Source organism: Caldibacillus sp. 210928-DFI.2.18 (assembly GCF_020554505.1).
Lineage (GTDB): Bacteria > Bacillota > Bacilli > Bacillales > Caldibacillaceae > Caldifermentibacillus > Caldifermentibacillus hisashii.
In genome coordinates, this window is record NZ_JAJCHL010000033.1 from 18,351 (window position 1) to 34,711 (window position 16,361).

General features: G+C 37.8%; 17 protein-coding genes. 16 read left to right on the plus strand and 1 reads right to left on the minus strand.

Annotated elements, in window-relative coordinates:
- The first annotated feature begins 69 nt into the window (after positions 1-69).
- The 3 genes from lhaT to LIZ98_RS08855 all read left to right on the plus strand — a co-directional run bounded on the left by lhaT (position 70) and on the right by LIZ98_RS08855 (position 2,247).
- Positions 70-660 (plus strand): lipoprotein heptaprenylglyceryl N-acetyltransferase LhaT, encoded by a 591-nt coding sequence (gene lhaT / locus LIZ98_RS08845; protein ID WP_375293575.1) that lies wholly within the window; start codon positions 70-72, stop codon positions 658-660.
- A gap of 63 nt (positions 661-723) precedes the next feature.
- Positions 724-1,512: a sporulation protein YpjB gene (locus tag LIZ98_RS08850; protein WP_108898192.1), complete on the plus strand. Its 789-nt coding sequence runs from the start codon at positions 724-726 to the stop codon at positions 1,510-1,512.
- A gap of 54 nt (positions 1,513-1,566) precedes the next feature.
- Positions 1,567-2,247, plus strand: a complete 681-nt coding sequence (locus LIZ98_RS08855) for a zinc metallopeptidase (RefSeq protein WP_227139447.1) — start codon at positions 1,567-1,569, stop codon at positions 2,245-2,247.
- 58 nt (positions 2,248-2,305) lie between these two features.
- On the opposite strand, the gene LIZ98_RS08860 is transcribed toward LIZ98_RS08855, so the two are convergent.
- A complete protein-coding gene (locus LIZ98_RS08860) occupies positions 2,306-3,187 on the minus strand; it encodes a YitT family protein (protein WP_255654798.1) in 882 nt (293 codons plus the stop codon).
- A 185-nt stretch (positions 3,188-3,372) separates the two neighbouring features.
- On the opposite strand from LIZ98_RS08860, the gene LIZ98_RS08865 reads away from it, so the two are divergent.
- The 13 genes from LIZ98_RS08865 to LIZ98_RS08925 all read left to right on the plus strand — a co-directional run bounded on the left by LIZ98_RS08865 (position 3,373) and on the right by LIZ98_RS08925 (position 16,225).
- On the plus strand, positions 3,373-3,723 hold the full coding sequence (locus tag LIZ98_RS08865; RefSeq protein ID WP_041847814.1) for a nucleotide pyrophosphohydrolase: 351 nt from the start codon (positions 3,373-3,375) through the stop codon (positions 3,721-3,723).
- Positions 3,707-4,513 (plus strand): 4-hydroxy-tetrahydrodipicolinate reductase, encoded by an 807-nt coding sequence (dapB, locus tag LIZ98_RS08870; protein WP_041847793.1) that lies wholly within the window; start codon positions 3,707-3,709, stop codon positions 4,511-4,513. The genes LIZ98_RS08865 and dapB overlap by 17 nt, the downstream gene beginning before the upstream one ends.
- A gap of 39 nt (positions 4,514-4,552) precedes the next feature.
- Positions 4,553-4,960, plus strand: a complete 408-nt coding sequence (gene mgsA / locus LIZ98_RS08875) for a methylglyoxal synthase (protein ID WP_034770616.1) — start codon at positions 4,553-4,555, stop codon at positions 4,958-4,960.
- 112 nt (positions 4,961-5,072) lie between these two features.
- Positions 5,073-6,209, plus strand: a complete 1,137-nt coding sequence (gene bshA / locus LIZ98_RS08880) for an N-acetyl-alpha-D-glucosaminyl L-malate synthase BshA (RefSeq protein ID WP_095141172.1) — start codon at positions 5,073-5,075, stop codon at positions 6,207-6,209.
- 1 nt (position 6,210) lies between these two features.
- Complete coding sequence (locus LIZ98_RS08885; protein ID WP_227139448.1) at positions 6,211-7,395, plus strand: CCA tRNA nucleotidyltransferase; 1,185 nt, start codon at positions 6,211-6,213, stop codon at positions 7,393-7,395.
- Positions 7,392-8,372, plus strand: a complete 981-nt coding sequence (locus LIZ98_RS08890; RefSeq protein ID WP_041846383.1) for a biotin--[acetyl-CoA-carboxylase] ligase — start codon at positions 7,392-7,394, stop codon at positions 8,370-8,372. The genes LIZ98_RS08885 and LIZ98_RS08890 overlap by 4 nt, the downstream gene beginning before the upstream one ends.
- Before the next feature lie 620 nt (positions 8,373-8,992).
- On the plus strand, positions 8,993-9,832 hold the full coding sequence (panB, locus tag LIZ98_RS08895; RefSeq protein ID WP_227139449.1) for a 3-methyl-2-oxobutanoate hydroxymethyltransferase: 840 nt from the start codon (positions 8,993-8,995) through the stop codon (positions 9,830-9,832).
- Positions 9,829-10,686 carry a pantoate--beta-alanine ligase gene (gene panC, locus LIZ98_RS08900; RefSeq protein WP_227139450.1) on the plus strand — a complete coding sequence of 286 codons (858 nt, stop codon included), beginning with the start codon at positions 9,829-9,831 and terminating at the stop codon, positions 10,684-10,686. The genes panB and panC overlap by 4 nt, the downstream gene beginning before the upstream one ends.
- A 2-nt stretch (positions 10,687-10,688) precedes the next feature.
- Positions 10,689-11,078: an aspartate 1-decarboxylase gene (gene panD, locus LIZ98_RS08905; protein ID WP_041847799.1), complete on the plus strand. Its 390-nt coding sequence runs from the start codon at positions 10,689-10,691 to the stop codon at positions 11,076-11,078.
- Positions 11,079-11,274: 196 nt separating this feature from the next.
- Positions 11,275-14,007, plus strand: a complete 2,733-nt coding sequence (gene dinG / locus LIZ98_RS08910) for an ATP-dependent DNA helicase DinG (RefSeq protein ID WP_255602124.1) — start codon at positions 11,275-11,277, stop codon at positions 14,005-14,007.
- A 241-nt stretch (positions 14,008-14,248) separates the two neighbouring features.
- On the plus strand, positions 14,249-14,419 hold the full coding sequence (locus tag LIZ98_RS08915; RefSeq protein ID WP_072012687.1) for a YpmA family protein: 171 nt from the start codon (positions 14,249-14,251) through the stop codon (positions 14,417-14,419).
- Positions 14,420-14,461: 42 nt separating this feature from the next.
- Complete coding sequence (locus LIZ98_RS08920) at positions 14,462-14,959, plus strand: cell wall elongation regulator TseB-like domain-containing protein (RefSeq protein WP_227139452.1); 498 nt, start codon at positions 14,462-14,464, stop codon at positions 14,957-14,959.
- Positions 14,960-15,034: 75 nt separating this feature from the next.
- Positions 15,035-16,225, plus strand: coding sequence for a pyridoxal phosphate-dependent aminotransferase (locus LIZ98_RS08925; RefSeq protein WP_227139453.1), 1,191 nt, complete (start codon positions 15,035-15,037; stop codon positions 16,223-16,225).
- The last annotated feature ends 136 nt before the right edge of the window (positions 16,226-16,361 follow it).

Here is a 16,361-nt window from a genome sequence, read left to right on the forward strand (position 1 = left end):
ACCCTTCTAATTTGAAATTAGTTTTTGGTTCCGTTTAAATCCGTTTATAATAGAATAGAGGTGATGCGAGTGGTAAATTTTCAATATTTTTTAACAAGGAAAAAATTTCTTGTTATCTTGCTATTTATTAATGTTATCGGGACAATCTACGGTTATTATTGGTACGGATATCAATTGGCGGAAACCCCTCCAATTTTTTTACCGTTTGTTCCGGACAGTCCGACTGCCAGCTTTTTCTTTGTTTTCGTCCTCATTGCTTTTCTGTTCAAAAAAAATTGGCCATTGTTTGAGGCTTTGGCGATAATGACATTATTTAAATATGGGATTTGGGCGGTAGTCATGAATATCTTAACCTTGATTGTTTCAGGCTACTTGCCATGGCAAGGCTATATGTTAATTGCTTCCCATTTAGGAATGGCTGTTCAAGGTTTACTTTATTCTCCATATTATCGAATAAAAGGAAAACATTTAGTGATTGCTGCCATATGGACTTTACATAATGAAATCATCGATTATGTCTTTTTTATGTATCCTCGATACGGAGCGCTTGATCAATTTATTCCCCAAATCGGCTACTTTACATTTTGGCTAAGTATTGTTTCGATCTGGATCACCTTTTACTTTGGGATGAAAAAACAAAGAAAAACAATGGTATTTTAATTTTTCAAGGTCTATCCTTGTCCACTCTATCATACATTTTAGTAGGAATAGGGGGGACAGGAAATGAAACAATTAGTCATATTATTGACTTTATTTACCTTTTTAATTGGACCAGTAAATGGTGTACAAGCTGTAGAAAATGGGAGCGACCTCAATACATTGGATATGCTGGCGAATGAAGCCCTTCAACTTTCAAAAGCACAAAGATATGTAGAAACTCAAAAAGTTTTGAAGAATATTGGTGAGATACTTGAACATACGAGTGACATATCCGCTGATGAAAAGCGAATCTTACAAGTTGCCCACCATGAGTCAATGAGAACGATAGAAAACGGGACTTTTACAAATGAGGAAATCGTCAATCGTCTAACAAAGTTTCGCCTTGTTGTTGATGCAGTGATCACAGACTACGAACCCCTTTGGACGAATATGGAAAGTTCTGTTTTAACAGCATTTCAATCCGTGAAAGAAAAAATTGAACAAAAAGACTACCAACATTTTCATGAAGAATTTAACCGTTTTTTAAGCGTATATGACATCGTTTATCCGAGTATTATGTTGGATGTTCCAGTTGAAAAAGTTCAAAAAGTCGATGCCCAACTTCAATACTGGGAACAATATTCAAATAAGCTATTGAATAGTGATGATGGACTGGAAGCAATAGAAACACTCCAAAAAGATTTACAAAGTCTTTTTGAAAATGCCGAAGAAGATGAAGCCGATTTATCTTTATGGTGGGTCATTATTTCAACGGGAGGAATCATCATATTAACTTTATCCTATGTTGGTTGGAAAAAATACAAGGCTGAAAGAGCGGCTCACAAAGCAGCAAAAAAAGGGCAAAAAAATTGACATACACAGAGATATTCTATAAAATTTTTATAAAATAGAATAAGGAGGATGTAAATGGGAAGTTTCCTGATTTACTTTCTTATCATTACAATTATCCCAATATGGGCAAGTATGCGAGTAAATGGTGCATACAAAAAATATTCGAATGTCCCAAATTCCACAGGAACCACTGGTTATGAAGTGGCCAGAAGAATTTTGGATTCGAATGGCTTATATGATGTTCAAATTGAAGAAACACGGGGATTTTTAAGTGACCACTATGATCCACGTGCAAAAGTAGTGCGGCTATCTTCGGCAAACTATCATGGTCATTCGATTGCAGCACTTGCTGTTGCAGCCCATGAATGCGGACACGCTATTCAGGATCAAGAAGATTATGCCTTTTTACGTTTACGATCTTCATTAGTTCCGGTGGCAAATTTTGGTTCAAATACATCATGGATCTTAATAATCATCGGTTTCATGTTCCAAATGGCGAATTTGGCTTTACTTGGAATTATCTTTATGGCAGTAGCCGTACTATTCCAAGTTGTCACGTTGCCGGTAGAATTTAATGCATCAAGTCGGGCATTAAACCAAGTTGTTTCCTTAGGCATTATTCGAAATGACGAGGAAAGAGGCGCAAGAAGTGTGCTGAATGCTGCCGCCTTAACATATGTTGCTGCTGCTGCCGTTGCATTATTGGAACTGTTACGATTCGTTTTGATGTTTGTTGGAATGAACAATGATGATTAATAAAAATGACGAAACTGAAACAAGAGCTGATGATCATCAGCTCTTGTTTCGTTCAATACTAAATATGGATTGGATTTTTGTTTTCATCTAAAGTAAAACCTTCACCTAACACTTCATGGACATGGGTAATCGTAACGAAAGCATGGGGGTCGATCGTAGTTACAATATTCTTCAAAGGTATAATTTCACGTTTGGCAACAACACAGTATAAGATTTTTTTATTTGCTTTTGAATAATATCCTTGCCCTTCAAGAGCGGTTACACCTCGATATAATTCTGTACTTATTTTTTCTGCGATTTCCGAATATTTGTCGGATATGATGAAAGCACCCCGGCCTGAATAGGCTCCTTCTTGGATAAAATCAATTATTTTCGCACCTATAAACACAGCAACTAAAGTATACATTCCTTCTCTTGGTGTCAAATAGGCGATGATGGAAATGGTGATGACTGCCGCATCAAATAAGAACATCGTCCGTCCGAGCGGAAATCCTAGGAATTTTCGAACTAAGCGGGCGATAATATCAACCCCTCCCGTTGTTCCGCCGCTTCTAAAAATAATCCCCAGTCCCCCGCCGATAAACACCCCTGCAAAAAGTGCTGCTAATGTCATATCATGATCAAGCGGAATGGTAACTTGGTAACGTTGAAAAATTTCGAGGAAGAAGGAGAGGCCGACTGTACCGATAATGGTATAAATAAAACTAGTTTTTCCTAAATATTTCCATCCAAGGATAAAAACAGGAATATTTAAAACTAAATTGCTGATAGACGGATTAATTGAATATAAAAAATAAAGAAGTAATGTGATTCCGGTAAATCCGCCTTCTGCTAAATTATTTTGCATATTAAAATGGACGAGTCCAAATGAATAGATGGCTGTACCGAATAAGATAAGAAGGATATTTTTCATTTTGATGTTGACGGTAATTTTTTTCATAAGCATGTTCCTTTCTAAAAATAGAATTTCTCTCTATCAATCTAATGAGTCCGTCAATATTTTACTCTTTTCCTCAATCCATAGCAAATATTACTTTTCAACAATAAATGATTGTCATTCTCTCGTAATTTCAAGTAACATATACTATAGTAGCATTGTAAGATTCATCCAAAATACTAGAGGTGATACGCTTGAAAACCATACATGACTTGCAAAAAGAGGTCGATCAGTATATTTCCCAGTTTCAAGAAGGTTATTTCAGCCCTTTGGCATTAACGGCTCGAATGACTGAAGAATTAGGTGAACTGGCCCGGGAAGTGAATCATTATTATGGTGAAAAACCGAAAAAATCAACAGAGAAGGAAAAAACCATTGAAGAAGAAGTGGGGGATATGTTATTTGTATTAATTTGTTTTGCCAATTCATTGGAAATTGACTTGGAAGAAGCACATAATAGAGTAATGGAGAAATTTAAAACGCGGGATGCAAATCGCTGGACAAAAAAGGAGGAGAATCATGATGACGAATCCAATTAAAATTGTTATTGCCGGGCCACGGGGAAGAATGGGACGTGAAGCCGTTAAAATGGTCACCAGTCAAAGGCATTTTCAACTGGTTGCCGTTATTGATAAAGAAAATGATGGGAAACAGCTTTCTGAAGTTGAATCGGAATTTCAGGGAGTGGATTGCCTGATTTATACCGATATACATACTTGTTTGAAACATACGGAACCGGATTGCTTAATTGACTTAACTGTTCCGGAAGCAGCCTTTTATCACGCCAAGTCGGCACTTGAATTAAATGTACGGCCGGTTGTTGGTACGACAGGAATTTCACCTGATGAGTTAGAAGAATTAAAAGCTCTTGCCAATGAGAAAAAGCTTGGCTGCATTATCGCTCCTAACTTTGCAATTGGGGCCGTATTGATGATGAAATTTTCTCAAATGGCAGCCAAATATTTCGGCGATGTTGAAATTATTGAACTGCACCATGACGGGAAATTGGATGCCCCGAGTGGAACGGCAATTAAAACTGCTGAAATGATTCATGAATATCGAGAACCGAAACAACAAGGTCATCCGAATGAAACCGAAAAATTGACAGGAGCCCGTGGAGCTGAACTTTACGGTATGCATATTCATAGTGTCCGACTGCCCGGATTAATTGCTCATCAGCAAGTGATATTTGGCGCAAAAGGCGAAACATTAACCATTCGCCATGATTCATATGATCGGTCATCCTTCATGACGGGAGTAAAAGTTTCCGTTGAGACAGTTATGAAACTTGATGGATACGTCTATGGTTTAGAGAACATTCTGGACTAACAAGGTTCCATCATAATAAAAAAATAGAGGTGTTTATAGATGAATATTGCCCTGATTGCACATGATCGAAAAAAAGATGATTTAGTTCAATTTGTTACAGCCTACCGTTATATTTTTGAAAAACACAGCCTTTTTGCAACAGGAACAACAGGTCAGCGAATTATCGAGGCAACCGGACTACAGGTGCATCGTTTTCAATCCGGACCTCTTGGCGGTGACCAGGAAATTGGTGCGAGGATTGCTAAAAATGAAATGGACATTGTTATCTTCTTTAGGGATCCTTTAACTGCCCAACCGCATGAGCCGGATGTTTCTGCACTCATTCGTCTTGCCGATGTCTATCGTGTTCCAATCGCAACAAATATGGGAACTGCGGAAGTATTGATTCGCGGTTTAGAAAGAGGAGATATTGATTGGAGAGAAGTCATCAAGAATATGAGACAATGAAAGTTTTTTCATTTTATCAGTTACGTGTAAGTATTTAGACAGGCGTTATTGTCTAAAATTATAGAAAAGTCACGACGGTAAAACATTGCAATTATCATTAAAGGATGGGATTATGAAACTAAAAATAGGAATTGTTTGTTATCCAACAGTCGGCGGCTCCGGGGTTATTGCAACAGAGTTGGGAAAAATGCTGGCGGAAAAAGGCCATGAAATTCATTTTATAACATCAAACATGCCGTTTCGTCTAAAGAAAATGTATCCCAACATTTTTTTCCATCAAGTGGAAGTGAATCAATATGCTGTTTTTCAATATTCCCCGTATGATATTCAGCTTGCCAGTAAAATTGCTGAGGTAGCGGATCGGGAAAAATTGCAAATTATTCATGTCCATTATGCAATTCCCCACGCCATTTGTGCGCTTTTAGCCAGGCAGATGGCAGAAACCGATTTTAAAATTGTCACAACATTGCACGGTACGGATATTACTGTATTAGGTCAAGACTCGTCTTTGAAAAAAGCCATACAATTTGGTATTGAAAAATCAGATGAAGTTACAGCCGTATCCAATGCGCTAGTTGATGAAACGCATCGTTTAATTACACCTATGAAACCAATTCGAACCGTATATAATTTTATTGACGAAAGAATCTACTATAAAATGGATGCTAACCATCAATTGAAAGCTGATTTTGGCATTAAAGAAGATGAAAAAGTAATTATTCATGTATCCAATTTCCGACCGGTCAAACGTGTGAAAGATGTGATTGAATCATTTCAAAAAATTACGGAGATGATTCCGGCAAAACTATTGTTAGTCGGTGACGGCCCGGAAATGGGAAAAATATCACAAATGGTGGATGAACGTCATTTAACAAAACAGGTTCTTTTTCTTGGTAAGCAAGATAATCTCGAAGAATTATATGCTATAAGTGACTTATTGTTATTGTTATCGGAAAAAGAAAGTTTCGGGTTAGTTGCGCTGGAAGCAATGGCTTGCGGTGTACCTTGTGTCGGAACGAATACCGGGGGAATACCGGAAGTAATTGAAAACGGACGAACGGGCTATATTTGTGAGGTGGGTGATATCGATATGATTTCCTCCATGTCTTTAAAGATTTTGCAAGATGATGAGCTTCACGGGCAATTTTCAAAAGCAGGAATAAAAAGAGCCCGGACCCAGTTTTCTTCAGGAAAAATCCTGAACCAATATGAAGATATTTATTACCAACTAATGGAAATGGATGAGTGATATGCTTGAGAAGTTTAAGAAGGCTGTTCCGGTTTTGGAAAAAATTGAACAAGCCGGATTTGAAGCGTATTTTGTCGGCGGTTCTGTCAGAGATGCACTTTTACATAGATCCATTGAGGATGTTGATATTGCAACAAGTGCATTTCCGGAAGAAATTAAACAAATTTTTCCAAAAACAATTGATGTCGGGATTAAACATGGTACAGTAGTTGTTATTTATAATGGTGAGAACTACGAAATTACCACGTTTCGTACAGATGGTGAATATACCGACTACCGCAGACCGGATAAGGTTACATTTATTCGTTCCCTTCAGGAGGATTTAAAACGGAGAGATTTTACGATGAATGCGATCGCTATGACGAAAACCGGTGAATTAATCGACCCGTTTTCCGGTCGAGAAGATATTAAAAACAAATTGATTCGAACGGTCGGAAATGCGGAAGAGCGATTTACCGAAGATGCTCTTCGCATAATGCGGGCCATTCGCTTCGTTAGTCAACTTAATTTTCGAATCGAGCAAGATACTTATAAGGCTATCGAAAAATACGGGGAGCTTTTAACGAATATTTCGGTTGAACGAATCTATGCGGAATTTCAAAAAATCCTTGTCGGGAAGAGTCGGAAACAGGCCATAAGCTTACTTGTTGAACAAAATTTGCATCATTATTTACCAAAACTTAGCGGCTATGGACAAGAACTGAAACAGACTGCTGATATAATTCATCTGCCAATATGGACAGAAACGGAAATATGGGCGATATTACTCATCCTAATTGATAAAGAACCGGTTGACGGATTTTTACGTGCATGGAAAACACCTTTAAGAATAATTAAAGCAGTGAAAAAGATTTATGCGGCTTACCAATTGCGGAAAGAACAGAGTTGGACAAAAGAAATGGTTTATTACAACGGGTATGATACGTGTATAAGTACCGAAAAAATTTACTCTGTTCTGCATCATTTCCCTATACAACAAAATGTGCAAATGGTGAAAAACATATGGGCTGATTTGCCGATTAACAGTCGTGAACAACTGGTGATTTCCGGATATGACTTAATGAACTGGGCAAATCAAAAAAGCGGACCTTGGATCAAGGAAACGCTAGAAAAAATCGAAAAGGCGATAATAAACAAGGAAATTGATAATGATAAGAGCAAAATCAAGGAGTGGTTGTTCCCGTGAAATCGAACGTTCGCAAAGATATTTTAAACGCATTCCGAAATGCAAAAGGGGAATATATTTCCGGAGAAAAATTGGCAAAGGAAATCGGTTGCAGCAGAACGGCTGTTTGGAAACATATTGAAGAGTTAAAAAAGGAAGGTTTTCAAGTGAAGGCTGTCCGAAAAAAAGGATATTTACTTGTTGAACATTCCAATAAACTATCGGCCAATGAAATTTACTTAGGGTTGGAGACGGAAGAAATTGGTCGCACAGTTCATTTTTATGAATCCGTTTCATCCACCCAAAAATTAGCTAAAGAATTCGCATTGAATGGAGCAAAGCACGGAACATTGGTTGTAAGCGATGAGCAAACGGAAGGAAGGGGACGACTTGTCAGGCAATGGTATTCTCCTAAAGGAACAGGATTGTGGATGAGTATCATCGTTCGCCCCGAAATCCCGATACAGAAAACGCCTCAGCTAACATTACTGACGGCGGTGGCTGTTATTCAGGCAATTGAAGCAACAACCGGTCTACATCCAACAATTAAATGGCCAAATGATATATTGATTAACGGCCGAAAAGTATGTGGCATTTTAACGGAAATGCAAGCTGAAGAAAACAGGGTTCAATCGGTTATTATCGGTATCGGTGTGAATGTGAATCAGAACAAGGCGGATTTTCCGGAAGAATTACAAACGATTGCTACATCATTAAAAATCGAAGCCGACAAAACCGTTAGCCGAACAAAGCTGTTACAAAATATTTGTTATCAATTAGAACAACTATTAAATGAATATTTACATACAGGGTTTAAACCAATTAAACAATTGTGGGAAAGTTACGCGAACTCAATCGGGAAACAAATTACTGCCCGTACGGCAAAGGGGAGTTATACCGGTTTTGCCATAGGAATTAATGATGAAGGTGTTCTCTTACTGAAGCAAGCCACCGGGGAAGTAATGGAAATTTATTCTGCGGATATTGATTTGCCATAATACCGGATCATAAACAGGTCAGGTTCTTTTTTACATTTTACTGGTCAAAAATCAGTTAAGTTGATATAATGATTTTCAAGAGATAGAACTGCACCTCTCCGGGCGGTATCTGTCATCTCATCGATTTTTTTATAATAGAAAATCTGCCTGTAGCCGTAGAGGACCGGGACAGAGGGATGAAACTGAAAAAAATCTTCAAATCCTTCGTGCCCTGGAAGGATTTTTTTGTTTATCGTACGTGTTCAAAGAAGGATAAAAAGAGCTGTGAAGTTCAAGCAAGCGAATCGCTCTTGACACCAGAGCGTATGTTTTTCATCCATGAGAAGAGGAACAGCGAGAGAGGAAAAACGACAACAATTTTTCCTTGTACCTTAAGAATGTATAAATTTCCAGCAAAGAAGTGAATTCGACGTAGTGGGAAATTTTAAGTTTTAAGTATAAGCGCTCTTGCGGCTCTGCCATCGCCTAAAGGCTCGACAGTCGCCGAGTTTTCTTTAAAGTTTTGAACGCAAAACTTTCCGATTTTTCCTTCCTGACATATAAGGGCAACTGCGTCAAATCTGTTTGGCGGAGTTCAAAGTTTCATTTCCTCTGAAAAAAAGAGGAGGTACGTAAAAAAAATGAAACAAACAATCGATTTTTTGAAGATGAAAGAAATGAAAGAGAAAATCACCATGATAACTGCCTATGATTATCCGTCAGCAAAACTTGTCGAACAGGCAGGCATCGATTGTATTTTAGTAGGGGATTCACTGGGAATGGTCGTACTTGGCTATGAATCAACTATTCAAGTAACCTTGAATGATATGATTCACCACGCAAAAGCTGTCAGACGGGGGGCAACAAATACTTTTGTCGTTGTTGATATGCCCTTTGCCACTTATCATTTATCAAAAGATGAAACGTTAAGAAATGCAGCAAGAATTATGCAAGAAGGCGGGGCAAATGCGGTGAAGGTGGAAGGGGCAGACGATGTATTGGAAACGATTTCTCATTTAACGAAGGCCGGGATTCCTGTTGTTGGACATCTCGGGTTAACCCCACAATCGGTTGGTGTATTAGGCGGATATAAAGTACAGGGGAAATCGGTGGAAGCTGCCCGTAAACTGATAGTAGATGCGAAAAAATGTGAAGAGGCAGGAGCCTTCATGCTTGTCGTTGAATGTATTCCTTACCAACTTACAGCTGAGCTAACCAAACAATTGAAAATTCCGATAATCGGGATCGGTGCGGGGAATCATGCCGATGGACAAGTACTTGTATATCATGATGCAATTGGTTACGGCGTCGATCGTCTACCTAAATTCGTTAAACCGTATGCCAATATCCAAACAGAAATTATAAACGGAATCAAAAACTACGCTGCTGAGGTAAAAAACAGTACATTTCCGGATGATCAGACAAGCTACACCCTCAAAGAAGAAGTATTGGCGGGCTTGTATGGAGGAGTGAAAGCATGAAAATCATCCGGACGGTTGAAGAGATGAGCAACATTTCAGGTCAATGCTTACAAAATAACCAAACAATCGGCTTTGTCCCAACAATGGGCTATTTGCATGAAGGTCATTTAACATTAATGAGGCGAGCGAAAGAAGAAAATAACATTGTTGTAGCCAGTGTTTTTGTTAATCCGCTTCAATTTGGACCGAATGAAGATTATGATGCTTATCCGCGGGATCTCCAAAGAGATGAACGGTTGGCAAAAAGTGTCGGTGTTGATTACTTATTTTGCCCGACTGTTCAAGAAATGTATCCCGATGAAATGACCGTGGAAATAAAAGTGAAAAAGCGGGTAGATGTTCTTTGTGGCAGGAAGCGTGTCGGTCATTTTGACGGGGTTGCAACGGTTCTTGTAAAATTATTTTCTATTATTCGCCCGCATCATGTGTATTTTGGGTTGAAAGATGCCCAGCAAGTCGCTGTTGTTGATGGGTTAATAAAAAATTTAAATCTCCCAATTACGTTGCGTCCGGTCGAAACGGTACGTGAGGAAGACGGGCTTGCAAAAAGTTCCCGGAATGTGAATTTAACAGAGGCAGAACGTCAGGAAGCACCGTTTCTTTATCAATCACTGGTAGAGGCAAAAGAACGAATTTTTGCCGGTGAACGAGACCCCGACGTCATCATTGCGGGAATAAAACAATTTTTACAAAACAAAGTAAATGGAAAGATTGATTATGTCGAAATATATTCATATCCCGAATTAAAACCTCAGACAAGGTTAACGGGAAAAATCATAATCGCTATCGCCGTCCAATTTTCAAAAGCGAGATTAATCGACAATATCATTCTTGAACTTAAAGGTGGAATGTAGAAATGTTTCGAGTAATGATGAATGCCAAACTTCATCGTGCCCGTGTAACGGAAGCCAATTTAAACTATGTTGGCAGCATTACGATTGATCAAGACTTATTAGATGCGGTTGGCATGGTAGCCAACGAAAAGGTTCAAATTGTCAATAACAATAATGGGGCCCGTTTTGAAACATATATCATACCCGGCGAGCGAGGCAGCCATGTTGTTTGCCTGAATGGGGCCGCTGCAAGACTAGTCCAACCGGGTGATATTATTATCGTGATCTCTTATGTTTTTGTTGATGAAAAAGAAGTGAAAGAACACCGACCGAAAATTGCCGTTTTAAATGAACAAAACAAAATAATCGAAATCATCGGAGCAGAAAAGGAAAAAACGGTGATTGAATCATAAACTTTTTGTATTCACGTCCGGCTGAGATCGAATATCGATTTCAGCCGGACGTTTTTGATTTGTTTTCTTATTTGGCTCCACAAGGAAAGCTACGAAAGAAAAGAAACTGCTGCTACTTTCCTATCAGGAATAGGAGACTTTTCGAAAGTGCAAAATTATGGTAATGTTTTCTTGATAGAAATATGAGGTGTTGACTTTGAATAAATTTGTAATCGTGGATATAGAGACAACAGGACATTCTCCGAAAAAAGGCGACCGAATGATCCAGTTTGCCGGCGTTGTCCTGGAAGACCGAAAAATAACGGAGACATTTACCACCTTTCTTAATCCGGGAATCCCTATTTCTCCATTTATTACCGAATTGACCGGGATTGATAATGAGATGGTTGCTAATGCCCCATCTTTTACGGAAGTCGCCGGGGAAATTCTCCAACTGATGGAAGAAGCTTGCTTTGTTGCTCATAATGCCCATTTTGATTTAACCTTTTTGCAGGATGAATTGGAGCTTGGGGGTTTTCCGAAACTTACCTCTCCGGTTATTGATACGGTGGAAATGACGCGCATCTTTATGCCTACCTTGGAAAGTTATAAGTTGAGTGATATTGCCAATTTCGCCGGTTTCGATCATGACCGGCCGCATCAGGCAGACAGTGATGCCATCGTCACGGCTGAATGGTTTTTAGCCATGCTTAACAAACTGGATCATCTTCCGGATCAAACGATTTTCGCTTTACGTAATCTGGCAAAATATGTAAAGTCGGATTTATTTCACCTTCTTGATCAGTGGTATTTAGAAAGGGTCAGTCATCCGCGAAAATTAGCTGTTGATTTGGAACTGTTTCGCGGAATTGTATTGAAAAAAGAGAAAGTCGATCAAAATCTAAGTACCGGGCACCATAAAGCGGCTTTGGAGAAAGTGAATTTACAAGACGAATGGGCAGAAGAATCACCCGTTTCTTTTATTCATGCTTCTCTTGATCGTGGTGATTTGGCATTAATTGAAACCGGTGCAGAGACCAATCATAAATTTTCTTATTTATTAGCGGCCGCCGTTTTTTCGATGCAAAAAAACAAGCCTGTATTAGTGGCAACCGCAACGGTTCATGATCAGCAAGTTATTTTACAAGAGATTATTCCACAAGTTCGTTCATGTTTGGCTCAACCAATTTCCGTTCAGTTGTTGAAGGGACGAAACCGATATTTAAATTTATGGAAATTTGAACGAATCTTACATGAGCATAGTGAGCATTATGATGAAGTGATTACAAAAATGCAAATTCTAGTTTGGTTGACTGAAACAGAAACCGGTGATTGTGATGAGTTGAATTTATCGACAGGCGGTTGGCAATTTTTGCGCAGGATTTCCGGTATTCAAATCGATAAGGAAGGAAGTAATCCATGGTTCGACCGGGATTTTTATCGAAAAGCTGTAACCAAAGCCGGCGCAGCACAAATTGTTGTTACAAATCATCATTATTTGTTAACAAATGTGGAGGAAGAAAATAATATTTTTTCTGATTTTGAATATGTCATTATTGATGAGGCACATTTATTTGAAAATAACGCTTTATCGGTTTTCGGAATGAAATTAACTTACCGGAGAATGAAATTTTTATTAAATCAATTAGGTCCGATTGAACAAATGAAAGTGTCGGGAAAAATTGATGCGATACTGACAAAATACAATTTGCCGGTTACATATAATGCAGAGAAAGTTCAATTGATTATTCATGATTTTTTAGATCGTCTGGATGAGTTTTTTCAAACATGTGTGGCTGTTTATAAACAAAACAACAAAAATATATATAACGGAAAAATTGTTATTGAAAATACACCGATTTTTTCCGATATTCTTTATAGTTGGGAACGAGTTTATGATGCATTTACCGTTTTCTTTTCATGTTTAGAAGAACGGTTAAATCAATTATTTCGTTATTATCATTTTTTATCTGAACAGGAAAAAATGACAGTTGAAGACTTCTCCTTACTATTGACAGATCTAACCATACTTAAAAAAATGAACATGGAATTTCAGGATTTGCAAAACAATAAATTAATTTGGTTAGACATGGATGAACGGAATCCTCTTACATCTATTGTCATTCACAGTCAGCCATTATATGTGGAGGATGATTTAGCAAAGACATTATATTTACGTAAAAAGGCAATCATCTTTATTTCTAATGCGTTAACAGTCGAGGACTCTTTCCAATATATGATAAAAAAGCTTGGCTTAAATGATTTTCCTGTTGTTACTAAACAGTTTTATTCCACCGAGTCGTTTTATAAACAGATTCGTTTATACAGCTTAAACGATTTACCCAATATTTCAGAGGTAAAGGAAGAGGAGTATATTGAAAAAATTAGTAATTCCATTATCGCCATCGCAACAACTTTGGAAAGAAAGTTGTTAATCTTATTCAGTTCCAATGAAATGTTGAAAAAAACGTACCATTTAATAAAAGACAGTGGTGCACTTGATGAATATTTACTCATGGCACAAGGCGTTTCAAGCGGAAGTTTACATCGGCTTAGTAAGCAATTTAGCCGCTTTGATAAGGTGATTTTGTTCATTTCAAACTCGAATCTGGAACAATTCAGTTTCGATCAATCACTTCAAACGGCGATAATGGTAAGACTACCTTTTCTTTCTCCTAATGAACCGGTTCATTACCATCGAGCAAAAGCACTGAAAAATAAAGGGATCAATTCGTTCCAAACGTTATCTTTACCGGAAGCTGTTATTCGCTTTAAACAAGGATTTGTAAAACTGATAAATCCGGGAACGAAGATTCGTGAATGGATCATATTTGATAAACGCATTTATTCAACTAGTTATGGACGTACGTTTTTACATTCAATCCCACCGGTACCACTGGAAAAGGTCGATTTAACTTTATTATGTAAAAAGCTTGATAATGATTCCTAGACGACAAAATATTTTAATGAAATAGTAATAAATTTTTTCAAGATCGGGAGAAAGCAGTTATCTTTCACACTATTTTCTTGGTATAATAAAGAAAGATTTTTAATATTCTTTAGCTGTCGAGAAAGGAATGAATTTCTCGTTGTTTGCGGTAAGTCAAAGGACCTGCTTGGTCATTACGAGTCGCCTATAGACTTGCCATATCGATGGAAATTGGTTTCACAAGATCCGGGGAGGATGATTTATGGAAAGAAAGATAGAGGTTCTTTCGACAATAAAGGTGGAATATTCACCGGACCTTTATAAAATCGTTGATATTTTAAATCGAACATTAAAAAAAGAAGATTTAATGTTTGGACTCGCATTAGATAAAGAAGATCAAAAAAAAGCTATTTTTACCATTTACCGAACATAAAGGCTACATAATAATCATTTCATTGAAAAGAAGGGACAGATGATGAAATTTAAAATTTCCATGATTTCGATCGTTTCGGTTGTTCTGTTAACGATCGGATTCATATCAATATATATATCGGCTACAAAACCGGTGAAAACAGGCGAAACGAAAGCAATTGAAAGAGCGGAAAAGGAGACGAATTTAGTGTCTGTTACTTCGGTTGATTGGTTTCATTATACAGACAGCTATTATGTCATTAAGGGTAAGAATGATAAGGACAAAGAGATTTTTGTCTGGGTTCCGGAAGATGCAAAAAAAGATATAATTGTAAAAGAAAAAAATGAAGGCATGTCTGAAAGAGAATTACTAAACTTTGTACGGGGTGGATTAATTACCTTATCGAATGATAAAAAGCCGAAAGAAATTATTCGGGTAAAATTAGGAATGGTTGAAAATGCTCCGGCATATGAAATAACCTATCGGGATCAGGAAGACCGTTATAGTATTTTATATGTTGATTTTTATAGTGGGGAATGGTACAGAGTGTATAATTTATAAAAAAATTTTCAAAAACGTTAGTAATTCTATTATTTTTAAGATAAATAAAACTTGCAAATGAAGGAGGAACCATGGATGGAACTAGCTAATCGGATCAAAACATTGGCTCCGTCGGCAACATTGGCAATAACCGCACTGGCCAATGAATTAAAAGGGAAAGGAATAGATGTGATCGGTTTAGGTGTCGGCGAACCCGATTTCAACACACCTGAGCATATTATTGAAGCTGCTTACCAAGCTTTGAAAGAGGGAAAAACAAAGTACACTCCATCTGGCGGCTTGTTAGCGTTGAAACAAGCAATCATTGAAAAATTTGTTAAAGACCAAGGGCTACCCTATGAGCCTTCTAACATTATTGTAACTGATGGGGCAAAACATGCGCTTTACTTACTGTTTCAAACACTGATCAATGAAGGTGATGAAGTCATTATTCCGGCACCATTTTGGGTCACTTATCCTGAGCAAGTAAAACTGGCTGGTGGTGTTCCCGTATTTGTTGAAACTGATGAAACAACCATGTTTAAACTAACGCCGGAAAAATTACAGCAAGTTATTACTAATAAAACAAAAGCACTAATTATTAATTCACCGAGCAATCCGACCGGAATGACATATAGTCGTGATGAACTTTCTGCTTTAGGTGAGATTTGTTTACATCATGATATTCTTATTGTATCTGATGAAATTTATGAAAAATTAATCTATGGTGATGAACAACATGTTTCGATTGCCCAACTTTCTGAAGAATTAAAATCGCAAACGGTGATTATTAACGGTGTATCAAAGTCTCATGCGATGACCGGTTGGCGGATTGGCTATGCAGCAGGGGACGAAGCATTAATTAAACAAATGACATCTCTTGCCAGCCAAAGCACATCAAATCCGGCCACTCCATCTCAATATGCAGCCATTGCGGCATATCGTGGCAGTCAAAAAAGCGTGGAAGAAATGAAGCTTCAATTTGAAAAACGGTTAAACCTATTCTATGAAAAATTAATGGAAATACCTGGATTTTCCTGTGTCAAACCTCATGGCGCATTCTATTTATTTCCTAATGTGAAAGAAGCGGCAAAATTGACCGGTTATGATACCGTTGATAAGTTTGCTGAAGCGTTATTGAGTGAAGCGCATGTTGCAGTCGTTCCGGGAACAGGATTTGGCTCGCCTGACTATATCCGCTTATCGTATGCAACAAGTGAAGATATTTTAGTAGAGGCTGCCGCTCGTATTAAAAACTTTGTGGAAACTAAAATGACTTTAAGATAAAGCGAAACTTCCATCAGTGGGGAGAGAAGTCCCACTGATGGTTAGTTGAGCCAATCGGGCACATACGGGCACTTATCTTTTACTAATTGCATCGAAAATTTTTTCTAAACGTAAAGAGGAAGATTTAGTGCCCGTT